This is a genomic window from Paenibacillus sp. F4 (assembly GCF_002894905.1).
Taxonomy (GTDB): Bacteria; Bacillota; Bacilli; order Paenibacillales; family Paenibacillaceae; genus Paenibacillus; species Paenibacillus polymyxa_B.
Genome location: NZ_POVS01000024.1, coordinates 1 through 16,538, shown reverse-complemented (window position 1 = coordinate 16,538; position 16,538 = coordinate 1). Strand labels below are relative to the sequence as shown.

Below are 16,538 nucleotides of genomic sequence, written 5' to 3'. Positions count from 1 at the left end.
GAGGGAAGTATGTGCCTGACGACAGGTATAAGTACTTCCACTATATGTTACTGTATCATTTACTGCATAGGCAGTATTTGGTGCCCATGCTCCCCTAGCGGCTGCGCTCACCGGCAAGACTGCGCAAAAGGTGGATAAGAATACTGCTAAAACTACCAAAAGTGATGTGGCTTTAAAAGAAAACTTTTTGCTAGTCATTTTCAAACCTCCTTGTATTTTTCTTCTGATATTTTCCTGTGTTGCTCATTTTCAACATTTATCAGCACTATTTCCCCCCCTTTGTTTTCACAAATACTTCAAGTTCATTCCATAATTAAAGCGATTAAACAAATGATTACAATTCTGATAATACAGAAACATGAAAATAATTCCAATAGGACGTAGGTTCTACTTTCTTGAAATTTTTGATTAGACTGGAAAGAGGCTAAGTCTACAGGTCATTAAAGTCAACCTAAAAACTTAGCCTCTTGATTTCATATTAAATTTTAAATAAACTTCAGTCTTCACATACCATTGTCTGCAAAGTCGATGAGACTACTATTTATTATTGCTGCTACATCCTTTTTGTAATCGTGTATAAAAAAATGATCCCCGTCAAACATATGAATTTTACAACTTTTGGACGTATAATCATGCCATTTTGCAACGTCAAAAATAGTGGCTCCCTTTTCTCTTTTTCCCCACAATACACTTATATCGCAGTCAAGCTTAGCGTTTTTTTCAATGTGCCTGTATGTGTCAGTAATTCTAAAATCCGCTCTGAGTATCGGTAAAAACAACTCCATTAATTCATTGCTTTTCAGAACCTCTTTGGGCGTGCCTCCCAGCTTAAATACCTCATCCACAAACTCCTTATCCGGCAAATCATAGAGTACCTTCTTCTTACTTACAAAACCCGGAGGATATCTGCCGGAAATAAACATATGGACAGGATATGGATGTCCGAGCTCCTTTATTCTATAGGCAAGTTCATATACAAGTACACTGCCCATACTGTGGCCAAACAACGCATAAGGTTGTTCTTCAAGGTTGCTTATGATAATACGGTGTATATCTTCAAGCGCTTCCTCAACACTTCCGTAAAACGGTTCACCAATCCTGCTGCCTCTTCCCGCAAGCTCAATCGGGAAAAGCTCAATCCTATCATGCAAGTATTGTTCCCAATATTTATATACTGCTGCAGAACCTCCTGCATACGGCAGACAAAACAATTTAATCTTATCCATTATATCTACCCCTTATATCTGAACTATTGGTTGATCTCTTCCAATATTTCTTTAATAATAGCCGCATTTTTATCTATATATCCTGTACTTAACATATCAAAATGACTGCCAAATCCGTTATATACTTTGAACTCTCCCGTTGTTGCCTCTCTCCATCCTTCACATAAATCAGCTTCACCTTCATTGTCTTGCTGCTGTGATATAATAAGATGGATATTGGAGTTTATCTGTCCCGAGTTTATAACACTTCTAGTGTATTTATGATAATTTCTCATTCTTTCAATGGCCTTTTCAATAACTGCCTGGTTATCTCCAAACATGCCTTTTATAAGTTTCTCATTTTCTTCTATAAATTCTTTATCCTGTTGCTCAGCAAGTTTCTTAGCATCTTCGCTTTCTTCCTCAATAAGGACAAATGATTTAGCCGAATCCAGAAAGATTATATCGGATACATGATGTCCAGTTTCAATTAATACTTTAGCAACTTCAAATGCCAGATTACCTCCTGCCGAGTAACCAAATAGAATATATGGGCCCTCGGGTTTGACAGAAGTAATTGCCTTCACATACTCCTCCATCCTGCTCTCATTTTCTATAAAGTCAAAGGAATATATGGAATAAGCATTCATTTGTTTTGATAAACTACCATAAGCTATTCCATTTCCTCCTCCTGGAGGGAATGCAAACATAAGACTCTCCATTGCTGAATTAAAATGAATTGCCGGACTTGGTGTAATATAATCATTGGCGTACGTATTGTGTATAAAACGGGCAATTTCCTTTATGGTTGGGGCCATATAAAAGTCTTTTAGTGGTACCTCAACATTTAACTGTTCATAAATTCTGCTTATAAGGGATATTGCCTTCAGTGAGTATCCTCCCAGTTCAAAGAAGTTATCATTCACACCAATTTTTTGTACTCCAAGGGCATCATGCCACAGCAGTGCAAGCTTCTCCTCAACTTCACCGCAAGGCTCTACATACTCTACTGATGTAGCTAAAGTACCGTCATTTTGGGGTAAATTATTCCGATCTATTTTGCCATTGGCTGTCAAAGGCAGCTTTTCCAGCTGAACAAAGTATTGTGGTATCATGTAATCGGGAAGTTCTTTTAAGAGAAGCGCCCTTAAATCTGATATTGTAAATTCACTTTCCCCTGCTATATAAGCACACAAATACTTGTTGCCCTCCTGGTCTGTCTTTGCAATTACCGCAGCTTCTTTTATTGAAGGATGCTTTAATAGCTGCACTTCTATTTCCCCAAGCTCTATCCTAAAGCCCCTAATCTTTACCTGATGGTCTACTCTGCCTATAAATTCGATGTTTCCGTCAGGAAGCCACCTTCCAAGATCACCGGTACGATACATTCTTTCTCCAGAGCTGAAAGGATTAGCTACAAATTTTTCCGTAGTCAATTCAAGTTTGTTCAAATAGCCTTTTGCCAGCCCATCTCCAGATATATATATTTCACCAGTTGTATTAACCGGTAAGATATTCATGTCTTCATTAAGTATATATATCTTATAATTCTGCAATGGCATACCTATAGGTATACTTGTTAGATTTCTCACCTTCTCACGGCTTAAATGGTAATAAGTTGAATCTACGCAGCATTCTGTTGGACCATAAACGTTTGTTATAGTAGGGTTATTATCTTTAAACCGATCATAGAAACCTTGTATACCTTTACATGAAAGTTCTTCCCCTCCGATAATAAACTGCATAACTGAAAGACTTTTGCCAGGCCTGGCAGTATCTGTTAAAAGCTTTATATGTGCTGGTGTTCCGTCTGAAACAGCAATTGAATTCCTGTTATAGTACTTTAGAAGGCCCTCACCATCTAGCCTTGTATCCTCAGGAACTATAAACAGCGTATGGCCAAGGAGAGAAGCCGCAAATATTTGTTTTACAGATGCGTCAAAAAAGTAAGGGGACACAAGGGCAACATTTAAATAATTATCATAATTTTCATAGACAAGCTTTCTTAGTCCATAAACCAAGTTAACTACACTTCGATGCTCTATCATTGAACCCTTCGGAACTCCAGTAGATCCCGATGTATAAATGATATAAGCTAAGTCCTCTGGTTTATTTATTTTATCAAGGTTTTCAGCACTTCCAATGTATATTTCAGGGGAATCAAGCAGTAATATATTACCGTAAAACTCTGCTTTATCCGCTAAATGTGATTGCGTCAACAGCATAGTTGCATTACTATCTTCCAGTAATTTTTTTATTCTTAGTCCAGGAAGTTTGGTTGAAATTGGTAAATAGACACCTCCTGCTTTTAAAATTCCCAGTATTCCAACCTGCATATCTACGGATCTTTCTACCATTATTCCAACTATGCTGTTTTGCTTTACATCATTACTTCTAAGTGCTCTGGCAAGCTGATTTGCCTTTTCATTGAGCTGCCTGTAGGTTAATTGCTTGTCCTCAAACACTACAGCTACATTATCAGGTGTCCTTTCCACTTGGTCTTGGAACAGCTCATGTAGAGTCTTATCCCTAGGGTATTCTGCCTTTGTATCATTAAAACTATTTAGTATTTGCTGTTTTTCATCCTGAGATAGTATATTTATTTCGGACAGCATCTTTTCGGGGTAAGCTGTGATCTCTTCCAGTACATTGATGAAATGGACCCCAAGTTTTTCTATTGTCTCTTTCTTAAACAGACGAGTAGCATACTTTAACCCAAATACAATATTATTCTGGGTCTCTTGGGCGTTTAGGGTCAAATCAAATTTGGACGCCCTGAACTCATTATCATAGGGCATGAACCTTAGCCCATTCATCTTAAATTCTGATGCCTCTTTATTTTGCAAGACAAACATAGTATCAAACAGCGGATTTCTGCTCAAATCCCGCTTAATGCTAAGCTTCTCCACAAGTTCCTCAAATGGGTAATCCTGGTTTTCATAAGCCCTTAGAGCATTTTCTTTTACTACCATCAAAAACTCGCTGAAATTCTTTTTACCTTGAGGGTAATTCCTCATAGCTAGGGTATTGACAAACATGCCTATGATGTCCTGCAAATCTGTATGTGGCCTTCCTGCTATAGGGCTTCCAATTACGACATCTTCCTGTCCGGTGTATTTGAAAAGAAGCACATTGTATGAAGCTAGAAGCACCATATACAGTGTTGCTCCATGATCCACGGCAAGCTTGTTCAGTTTATGTGCAAGTTCCCGGCCTGTTTCAAAACTGACCATATCGCCTTCAAAACTCTGTATAGCCGGCCTTGGGTAGTCTACCGGCATATCAAGTACTGGTATTTCTCCCCTAAATGCCTGGAGCCAGTATTCTTCTTGTTTACTGATTGTGCCGTCAGCAAACAATTTATTCTGCCATACGGAATAGTCCTTGTACTGAATCTGAAGTGCTGGAAGATTCATTCCTTCATACAAGCTTATGAATTCTCTTACCAGTATTTCATCCGACACCCCGTCAGATATGATATGGTGTTTATCAAGCATCATGACATGCCTGTCTTCTCTAATTTTTACGAGCCCTGCTCTTAGTAAAGGAGCCTTGCCAAGGTCAAATGGCCTTATGAATTCATTTGCTGCTTCTGAGGCTTTTTCTTCGCCGGTTTCCATGTACATGATACTAAATTCCACCTCATCATGGACCTTCTGCACCGGTTCACCATCTACCATATGGAAGGAGGTCCGGAAAGCCTCATGCCTTTTTACCAGCTGATCTAAGGCTTTCTCAAAACGTTCTATATCAATACTGCCTTCTAACAACATAAACTCTGGCATATTGTATGCCACCCTTGCTCCTTCAAGCTGATTTAATATATACAGCCTTCTTTGGGAAGACGACATAGGATAGTATTCCATTTCTCCAGTGGGCTGGATAGATTGATAAATACTCTCTTGGGCTTCCTGGATGTACTTGGCAATTTCTGCAATTGTCGGCAGCTTGAATATCTCCTTAAGAGATATATTTACATTGAACTCTTTGTGAATTTTGGCTGCAAAGTTTATTGCTTTTAATGAGTGCCCCCCAAGCACAAAGAAATTATCATTTCTCCCTATTTTCTCAACCCCCAGGATATCCTGCCACAATTGTACAAGCTTCTCTTCCACTTCACCTGAAGGTGCTTCATACTCTACTCCAGTATTTAAATGAGCAGCAGGGTGGGGCAAGTTCTTCCGGTCTATCTTACCATTGGCTGTCAAAGGCATTTCATCCAGCTGCATGAAGTATGCCGGGATCATATACTCGGGCAATTCTTTTGAAAGGCATTCCCTTAGTTCAGTTATTGTCAGTTCATTTTCCCCAACGAAATATGCACACAGATCCTTGTTCTTCTGTTGGTCTTCCTTTACAATAACCACAGCTTCTTTTATTGAAGCATGTCTTAATAGCTGAGCCTCTATTTCTCCAAGTTCTATTCTAAATCCCCTTATCTTTACCTGGTGGTCCATCCTGCCTAAAAATTCTATATTCCCGTCAGGCAGCCATCTTGCCAAGTCCCCAGTACGATACATTCTTTCTCCCTTTATAAACGGGTTAGATACAAATCTTTCTGCAGTAAGCCCCGTCTTGTTTAAATAGCCTTTGGCAAGACCATCCCCAGATATATATAATTCCCCAGCGATACCTATAGGATTTACTTCTAATTTCTTACCAAGTATATATGCTCTGGTGTTTGGCAAAGGACGGCCTATGGGGATATTATCCAATCTACTAAGCCCCGCCGCAGTAATCAAATATTCCGTAGAATCCACACAGCATTCGGTAGGACCATAAACATTTGTGATGCAAGGTTGCACATCCTCAAATCTGCTTAGGAAGTCTTTTACTGCATCAAATGGAAGAACATCTCCGCCTATAATAAAATGTCTCACTTTTAGGTTATTATCTATAGGAGGAGAATTTAACATCATATTTACGTGTATGGGCGTTCCATCCGAAATATCAATCCTATTTTCACTATAGAAGTCCAGCAGCTTTTTACCGTCTTTCCTTGCTTCCTCCGGTACAATGTACAATGCATGCCCCATTAGCAGTGCTGCGAAAATCTGCTGCACCGAAGCATCAAAAACATAAGGGGCAATGAGGCAAACATTCAACGGTGATTCATATTTGCTATATATTCTCTGGAACAGACCCTCTACCAGGTTTAATACACTCTTATTATCAATGCAAACACCTTTAGGGTTTCCCGTTGAGCCAGAGGTATAGATGATGTACGCTGTATCACCAGGCTTATTTATACATTTTATATTCACATCGTTTATAAAATTATAATCATAATCAGATAAATCAATAATCTCACCATCGAAATCATCACGATCCATAAGATGATTTTGGGTGAGTAAAATTTTGGCCTTGCTGTCCTCCATCATATACCTTTTTCTTTCCAATGGATAATTAGGATCTACAGGAAGGTACGCCCCCCCAGCCTTGATTACTGACATTATACCTATAACCATTTCAGGCGAGCGGTCCACCATTATGCCTACAATATCATCAGGCTTTACTCCCTTTTCTCTTAATGCCCTGGCCAATTGGTTTGCCTTTTGATTCAGTTCTCGGTAGGTTAATTGTTTACCTTCAAAAACCACTGCAATATGATCAGGAGTCTTTTTCACTTGCTCCTCAAACATTTGGTGTATGGTTTTATCCAGGGGATATTCGAGAGCAGTATCGTTAAAGCTGTATAATACTTGCTGTTTTTCTTCCTGTGATAACATTTCGATTTCATAAAGCCTTTTTTCGGGGTATGCTGCAATTTCTTCCAGCAAATTGATGTAATGAGCCCCAAGTCTTTCAACTGTTTCTTTCTTAAACAGTCTTGTACAGTATTCGAGTTCAAAGGCTATACCATCCTCAGTCTCAAATGCATTTAAGGTGATGTCAAATTTTGATATTCTGCCTTCTATCCCTTTGTTGTACGGCTTGAAGCTTAGATCAGACGTTATGAGCTCTGCTTTTCCAACATTGTATATGGCAAACATGGTATCAAAGAGGGGATTCCTGCTCATATCCCTCCTTATGTCCAGCTTATCCACTAATTCTTCAAACTGATAGTCCTGATTGTCGTATGCTTTCAAAGCATTTTCTTTAACTTCTTTCAAGAATTCAATAAAAGTCTTTTCTCCTTGCGGGTGGTTTCTCATGGCCAGAGTGTTTACAAACATACCTATGATGTCTTGAAGGTCAGCATGAGGCCTTCCAGCTATAGGACTTCCCACAATAATATCTTCCTGTCCAGTGTATCTAGATAACAGCACATTGTATGCAGCAAGAAGCGTCATATATAATGTAGCTCCATTGTCTGATCCAAGCTTGTTAAGTCTAACCGCAAGCTCGCTATCAGCTTCAAAGCTGATGTAGTCTCCTTCAAAGCTTTGTACTGCGGGTCTTGGGTAGTCGGTGGATAAATCCAGCACAGGGATCTCTCCCTGAAAGGTCTGGAGCCAGAATTCCTCCTGCTTACTTATGGCAGCTCCTGCAAACAATTCCCTCTGCCAAACTGAGTAGTCCTTGTACTGTATACGCAGTGGAGGAAGTATTTTCCCTTCATATAAGCTTATAAACTCTCTTACCAGTATGTCGTTGGACACTCCATCCGATATGATATGATGCATGTCAAACACCATAATATGTCTGGCTTCTCCAATCTTTACAAGTCCAACTCTTAATAGTGGAGCCTTTCCAAGGTCAAAGGGCCTTATGAATTTCTCCACTATTTCGGGAACCTTCTCTTCACTGGTTTCCAGGTACATGATACTTAGGTCCGCCTTGTCATGGACTTTCTGAGACAGCTCTTCCTCGATCATATGGAAGGAGGTTCGAAAGCTCTCATGCCTTTCTATCAGACTATGAAAAGCCTGCTCAAAACGTGCTTTATCAACAGTACCTTCCAGCAATATTATGCCAGGTATATTGTAGGCGATTCCAGCTCCTTCAAGCTGGTTTAATATATATAGTCTTTTCTGGGCGGATGACATGGGATAATATTCCATATCCCCAGCACGTTGAATGGACTGATATAGGCTCTCCTTTGAGTCTTCAATGTAGCTGGCAATTTCTAAGATGGTTGGTGTCTTGAATATTTCCTTAAGAGGTATGTCTACATTGAACTCTTTGTGAATTCTTGCTACAAGGCTTGTTGCCTTTAACGAGTGTCCTCCGAGCATAAAGAAGTTATCATTTCTTCCTACCTTCTCTATTCCAAGGATGTCCTGCCACAGCAGCGCAAGCCTTTCCTCCACTTCACCTGAAGGCGCTGCATACTCTGTTCCTGTATTTATTCTTCCATCAGGCAGCGGCAGCGCCTTTCTGTCCAATTTTCCATTTATGGTTAACGGTACTTTTGCTATCCTCATAAAATAGGATGGAATCATATAATCGGGCAGCTCTTTAGATATAAGCTCCCTTATTTCGGTCACTGTCACTTCTCGGTCAGACACTATATAAGCGCAAAGATACCTGCCTACACTTGAATCCTCCCGGTCAATGACCACCGCCTCATTTATATCAGCATGCTTCAAAAGGGCTGCTTCTATTTCCTCAAGCTCGATTCTATACCCTCTTATTTTAACCTGGTGGTCTTTTCTGCCGGCAAATGCAATATTCCCGTCAGGAAGCCACTTTGCAAGATCTCCTGTTTTATACATCAGTTCTCCAGGCATAAATGGGTTCGGTACAAACTTTTCCCTGGTAAGTTCCGGTTTTTTCAAGTATCCTCTCGCCAATCCTGCCCCGGAAACACAGAGTTCACCCTCAACACCTATGGGCTTAAGATTATTGTTTTCATCAACTATAAACACCCGGGTATTGGTAATAGGTTTACCAATAGGTACCGACTTATCGGCCGTCTCACAATCATCTGCTTTCCATACCGTTGCACATACGGTTGTCTCAGTAGGTCCATAAGCATTTATATATGAAATCCTGTTGCTCCATTTCTTTAAAAGTTCGGGAGTGGAAGCCGAACCTGCTGCAATTACCTTCTTTAAGGAAGTTACTTTTTCCGGGTCCAGATTTGCCAGATACGGAGGTGGTAAAGTAGCAATAGTTATCTCATTTTCATTTAGGTATTCTTCAAATCTTCGATAGTCATTGATAATATCGCCTGAAGATATATATAGTGTTGCTCCTGCCAATAGTCCCATAAATATTTCCCAAACTGCAGCGTCGAATGAAATTGATGCAAATTGAATAATCCTATCGCTTTCACTTACATTTAAGCGGGTCTTGAAAAACGCCTCCAGATTTGCTACCCCTTTATGTTCTACCATAACCCCTTTAGGTTTTCCTGTAGACCCAGATGTATAAATGATATATGCCAAATTTTGCGGTGAACATACCACTTCCAGGTTCATAGGGTTTCCGGCATAAAGGCTTTCATCTTCTATGTCTATATACTTCCCGTAAAACTCCACTTTCTCCAGGAATTGCTTTTGGGAAATCAGCACCCCTATCTCGCTGTCCTCGAGTAAATATTCGATTCTTGCCTTAGGGTAGTCAGGATCTATAGGCATATATGCCCCTCCGGCTTTAAGTATGCCAAATATACCTATGACCATCTCCAGTGAGCGTTCTACCATAATACCCACTATGCTGTCTGGTTTAACTCCCTTATCCCTCAACACTCTTGCAAGCTGATTTGACTTCTCATTGAGTTCCCTATAGGTTAGCTGCTTACCCTCAAACACCACTGCCGCATTGTCAGGTGTCTTCACCGCTTGTTCCTCAAATAGTTGGTGAATGGTCTTTTCCCTGTGGTATTCCTCCGTTGTATTATTGAAGCAGTGTACTATTTCTTTCTTTTCCACTTCGGTGAGTATATCAATATTCCTAATATGCATATCGGGATTATCGGTTACAATTTCTATTACCGACTGAAAATGTCCCTTGATTTTTTCTATGAAATTACCATCATATACCAGTGAGTTGTAACTGAATTTAATAGATAATTCCTTACCGCCATCAACGAGTATCCCAAAATCATAATTCGTCTGCTCGAATATTTCCATTCCAACTACATTTAAAATGCCATTACTGGATGAAGCATTAACCGCTTCATCCATAGGGTAATTTTCAAAAGCCATGACATGATGTATCAAGGCATCTTTCAAGCATGTTTTTGACTGCACATCCGCCAGAGGATAGAAACTGTACCGGTCAGATTCAAGCACCGATTGCTGCATCTCTTTGATCAGTTCGGTAAAAGTTTTATCCTCATCACAACTCACCCTTACTGCAACGGTATTTATAAATAAACCCACCATGCTCTCAATTCCCTGTATTTCATGAGGCCTTCCCGATACCACCTCACCAAACACCACATCATCGGTATTGTTATACCGCTGTAATAATATCCCCCATATGGTCTTTATAATGGTACTCATGGTTGTATTGTTTTTGGCTGCAAACTTCTCAAGATCGCTAGTTATTTGTTCAGATATTTTAAACTCCGTTTCTTCAATCCTGAAATCATCACTTGCAGACCTGCCGTTTTGGGGAAGGACTGTCTGATGCTCGTAACCTTTAAGATAGGTTTCCCAGTAATCTGCGGCCTCGTTCTGATTTCTGCCTTCCAACCATTTGATATAGCGGCTGTAAGGATATACCTTTCCTGACTCCGGCTCCCGGCTATTCATCAGGGCTTCATAGTTTTCCATAAATTCTCTAAATATATTTGCGAGACTCCACCCATCAATAATGATGTGATGAAAGCTCCATACCATGTTATAAGATTGGTAGCCTGTTTTAATTACACTTAATCTTGTTAAAATATCCCTTGATAAGTCAAAGCCCTTTTTTCTGTCTTTAACCCTGTATTCTTCTATATACCTATCCCTTAGTTCTTCGGCAAGGGAGGTAATATCCTCATAGCTGACAGACAGCTTTCTTTCCTTCATGACTACTTGTAAGGGCTTGGCTACATTTTCATACAAAAAAATTGTTCTCAAAGCGTCATACTTTTCAATAATGATATTAACGCTCTTTTCAACACAATCAATGTCCAGGATGCCTTTTATAGAAAGTGATATCTGCTCAAAGTAGGCGTCTGAATTTTTATCCATCATATAGTGGTACAATATCCCTTGCTGCATAGGAGTGAGCCGGTACATATCTTTTATGTTTTGTTTCTTCAAATCACTCATAAGTACTCCTCCTTAAATACAAACTCTTTTTATTCGAAGTTATTCAATACGTCTTCAAACTCATCCATATTCAGATCGTCTACTGTAAAATCACTGAGTGTAGCTTCTGAATAGTCCATTTCTGCACAATGGGTTATTATGTTTACTAAATGCTTTTTAAAACTCACCGCTACCCCTTCAATAGTACTCTTCTCATACTCGCCCTGGTTGTAGCTAAAGTTTAATTCCAGCTTCCCGCCTTCTACAGTTCCGCCGTTAATATCAATACAATACTCACTTTTATAGTTTGGTCCTGTAGACTCTCCGGCAGGAATATCAGACACTCCAAATAAATTGTCTACATTATCCTGGTTGAATTGACCGAGGTAATTGAAGCTTATTTCAGGGTTTAGATTAAAGTTTAAATCGGCTTTGTTTTCCGGCAAGGTAAGATATTTTAGTATGCCGTAACCTATCCCTTTGTTAGGTATCTGCCTGATGTTTTCTTTTACCGATTTGATCATGCGGGAAATATCGAGTTGTCCGCTGACATCTAACACCACGGGATACTGGGTGGTGAACCATCCCACGGTCCTGCTTATGTCAATGTCTTTAATGATTTCCTCCCTGCCGTGCCCCTCCAGACTGATCAGAACCTTATCATTTCCGGTCCATTCCCTCACTGCTAATCCCAAGGCGGTAAGCAATATGTCGTTTACTTCTGTGTTATAAGCATGGTTTACCCGCTTTAGCATCTTCTCAGTCTCTTCAATACTCAGCTCGATCTTGACGCTATTGTTATTCATATACCTTCTTTCTTCAATCTCTCGGTCTTTTGGAAGCGGTATTGTTTCAGTTTTTTCCAAATTGGTCCAGTAATTTATTTCTTTTAATAGTTCAGGGCTATTGGCATACTCATCAAGCCTCTGTGCCCAATCTTTGAAAGAGTCGGTCTTGTTGCTGAATTTTATTTCATCATTGTTTAGCGCCTGTCTGTATCCTATGTCCAAATCTTCCAGTATGATTCTCCACGATACCCCATCAACTACAAGGTGGTGAATAGCTATTAGCAGGTGGTCCCCTTCTTTAGTCTTAAACAGACCAACCTTAACTAAAGGACCGTTATACAAGTCCATGCTCCTCTGAATCCTCGACGCTTCCAGCTCTATTTTTTCCCGGTAATTATAGCTGTCCCTAAGGTCTACAATTTCCAATGAAAAATGTTCACCTTCAAGGTTTTTGTTGTATTGGAGTATATTTTGATCCTCTATTTTTACCACTGTTCTAAAAATATCGTGGTGCTCTACAAGCTTTGACAATACTTTTCGAATAATAGCTTCTTCAAATCCGTTACGCCCATATATCATTATTTCCTGATTAAAATGATGGATATCCTTGCTGTCTTGTTTATACAACCATCTTTGTATAGGTGTTATCGGTACTATGCCTTCTACCGGGCCTTGATGAATTCTTCGGCTTGTAGATTGTATATATTCGACGAGTTCCTCAATTACAGGATGTTTGAATAAGTCCCGCATTTCAAGCTTTAGCCCATGGACGTTAAGACGCGACATTACCTGTATGGCTTTTATTGAGTCTCCTCCAAGGCTGAAGAAATTATCTTTTACCCCGATGTTTTCAGTTTTTAGTACGTCTTCCCATACTTTGGCCAGTATTTCTTCTCTTTCGTTTCTAGGAACTACATGCTCTACTCCGGTATTAATATTCCCCTGTGGTTCAGGCAATGCTTTCCGATCAATTTTACCGTTGGCATTAAATGGCAGCTGTTCCAGCTTCATGAAATATGCTGGTACCATGTAGTCAGGTAGTTCGTTTAAGAGATGCTCCCTTAGCTCGGAAATGGTCAATTCATTTTCCCCTACAATATATGCACACAGGTACTTCTTCCCTTGCTGCTCTTCCTTTGCAATAACCACTGCTTCCTTAATAGCAGTGTGCTTCACCAGATGTGCTTCAATTTCTCCAAGCTCTATTCTAAAGCCTCTTATCTTTACCTGGTGGTCGATCCTGCCCATGAATTCGATGTTCCCATCAGGAAGCCGCCTTACTAAGTCCCCTGTGCGGTACACTTTTTCGCCGGGAATAAACGGGTTAGGTACAAATTTTTCTGCTGTCAGTTCAGGTCTATTCAAATAGCCCCTTGCAAGACCGCTTCCACCTATCACAAGTTCACCGGCCACTCCTACAGGAGTTAATTGGTTGTGCTTGTCCAGTATATAAAGGTATACATTCTGTAAAGCTTTCCCTATAGGTACTGTTATAAGTTCTTCTGCTATTTTCTTTGTTATACTGTAACCCGCTGCATATATCGTGGACTCTGTAGGCCCATAGATATTTTCCAGAGATGTGTTCTCTGAGACATCGAAAAGCTCATGGACAAGCTTTTTGGGCAGCGCTTCTCCAGCAGCAAAAATATACCTGAGAGTTGATGGCAGTTTTATACCATTATCTTTTAAAGTCTGTACCATTATATTCAGCATTGATGGTACAAAGTTTACATGGGTTATCTTATGCTTGTTTATTACCTCTACTAACTCCATAGCTTCCTTTTCCACACCTTGGCGTGATATTACAAGCTTTCCTCCGTTGAGGAACCAGCCAAATATCTCAGCTACGGATACGTCAAAGGTATAAGTTGTTTTAAATAGAAAAGCGTCTTCCGCTTTAAGCGGATACATGGCCTGGAGGGCTGTAATTATGTTTACAACGCTAGTATGCTCAATCATTCCACCTTTGGGCTTCCCTGTCGAACCTGATGTATAAATGACGTACGCAAGGTCCGAGGGTTTGTTTACATTTTCAAGCTTTGAGTTCTCTTCATTTAAATATTCTTCCTCCAGATATATAATATCCGCATCAATCTGCTTATTTTCCATAAAGGTCCTGGAGGTCAAAAGGATCTGGGAACCACTATCGTCCAACAAATACTTTATCCTTGTATCAGGATAATTAGGATCTATCGGCAGATACGCCCCTCCAGCTTTCAATATGGCAAATATCCCCACAATCATCTCAAATGAACGTTCGGCCATAATTCCTACAATACGGTCAGGCTTTACCCCTTTGTTCCTCAATACTCTGGCCAAATGATTTGCCTTTCCGTTCAATTCCCTGTAAGTCAAGTGCTTGTCTTCATATACCACAGCTATGTTGTCAGGTGTCCTTTCCACCTGCTCAGCAAACAGCTCATGTATGGTTTTGTCCTGCGGATAGTCTTTCTTAGTATCATTAAAGTCTATCAGCAACTGCTTTCTTTCTTCATGACTTAATATAATAAGCTTGTCAACTGACCCTTTGGGGTTATGGATAAACATATTTAAAATATTAATAAAATAGTCTATACACTCTTCTGCCTGTTTTCTTTCCAATACTTTGTCCGAGTAGATCAAGCTTATATTAAGATCATCGAATGTATTACTTACTGTAAAGTCAAGACTTGTATTGGTTGCTTCATATTCATCAACTGAAATTCTATCTTTAACATCACCGATTTCTTTGTTTATTATCTCGTTATATATATGAAAATCCACATAATTGAATATGGTATCAAATAAAGGATTTTCCTCTTTGTTTTCTTTTCCGCCCAGGATATTTATGATCTCAAATAAAGGCAGTCTTCCATAAAGCTTTAAGTTTATTAATTTCTTTTCTGCAACTTTTATCAATTCCTCCCATATATCGATTTTATCAAAACACATTTTGACGGGAACCGTATTTAAGAAGCACCCCAGCATCTTATCTCCATCTTCGCATACAGGTCTGTTATTTTCTACCAAACCTACGACAAAGTCATCCTCGTATGAAAGCATATTGAGCATATAAGTGTATGCAGCAAAGCAAAGTGTCTTTAAGCTTACATCATATCTTCTGGCAGTACTTCTTAAATCACCTAAAAATTCCTGACTTAAATGGCGTGTTACATGGTCTACTTTATAAGATTTTTTTGTTTTTCCATGAATATTTGCAGGCATATTCAACCTTTTATATTCACTTAATTCCTCTCTCCAATAATCAATTACTTCCTGGTTGTCCTTAATTGTCATTTGGTCTGCTATATAATCTTTATAGCTGCATTTAAGCCGTGTTGGTATATAATCTTTTTCTTGCTTAAGCTTAGAGTATAGGTTTGAAACTTCCGTAATCAATGAAGCAACACTCCAGCCATCCAGGATAGCATGGTGGAATATCAGAACCAGACAAATATGGTTTGCGTCAAGTTTGAATATTCTTATCCTCCAAAGGGGCTTTGATATATCAAACGGATTCGCTCTGTCATTTTCCAAATATTTGTTTATATACTCAACCTGCCCTGTCCTGCTAAAATTCATGATATCTATCTGCTCAATATCAAGACTACTGCCCTTGTAAACAATTTGCACAGGAGTTTCAAAATCCTCTAAATTAAAAACCGTCCTTAAAATATCATGTTTTGACGTCATTAGAAGCATCGCTTCTTTAAATGCTGGGAAATCAAAGTCTTTGTCATTCAGATGAAATGCAAATTGGTCATGATAAACTGCATTTTCATAGTCTTTTTTGGAATGATAAATCATACCCAGCTCTATGTGACTCATCGGATATATATCTTCCATGTCCGAAGGTAACTTTTCTGAGAGAGTTTCATTCATCAATATTCGCTGTTTAAATAACTCCAGTTCTTCCCTTGCTTTACCCATCTTACTGTTAAAAGCTTCCGTATCTTTTACTTTTAAGAATGCAGACAATCTCTCAATATCAGGATTCATGTATATATCCCTGATTTGGATGTTTATATCCAACTTTTTGCATATTGTGCTGACTAATGATATTGCACGTATAGAATCTCCGCCTATTTTAAAGAAGTTGTCCCTTATTCCTACCTGTTTTGCTCCAAGCACTTCCTGCCATATTTCAACCAGTTTCTCTTCCACTTCATTCCGCGGCGCTACATATTCTGTTCCCGTACTCATACTTCCGTCAGGCTCGGGCAATGCTTTCCTGTCTATTTTTCCATTAGGGGTCAATGGCAGCTTTTCCATCTGCATAAAGTAAGAAGGGATCATGTAGTCCGGGAGCTCTTTTGACAAGTGTTCCCTCATCCCCTGTACGGTTATTTCTTGATCCGGTACGACGTACGCACAAAGATACTTATTTCCGTCAGCTCCTTCTTTGTCCAATACCACTGCTTCTTTTATTGTTT

General features: G+C 39.4%; 4 protein-coding genes. All 4 read right to left on the bottom strand.

From position 1 onward, the window contains the following. Positions 1–198 (bottom strand): carbohydrate-binding protein (locus C1T21_RS27590; protein ID WP_374703736.1); only part of this gene is annotated, 198 nt, incomplete at its 3' end. A 305-nt stretch (positions 199–503) separates the two neighbouring features. Then, entirely contained in the window at positions 504–1,226 is a 723-nt protein-coding gene (locus C1T21_RS25185) for a thioesterase II family protein (protein ID WP_025721395.1), read from the bottom strand. A gap of 23 nt (positions 1,227–1,249) precedes the next feature. Beyond that, entirely contained in the window at positions 1,250–11,359 is a 10,110-nt protein-coding gene (locus C1T21_RS25180) for a non-ribosomal peptide synthetase (RefSeq protein WP_103050202.1), read from the bottom strand. 29 nt (positions 11,360–11,388) lie between these two features. Next, a complete protein-coding gene (locus C1T21_RS25175) occupies positions 11,389–16,521 on the bottom strand; it encodes a non-ribosomal peptide synthetase (RefSeq protein WP_258012625.1) in 5,133 nt (1,710 codons plus the stop codon). Positions 16,522–16,538: the final 17 nt, after the last annotated feature.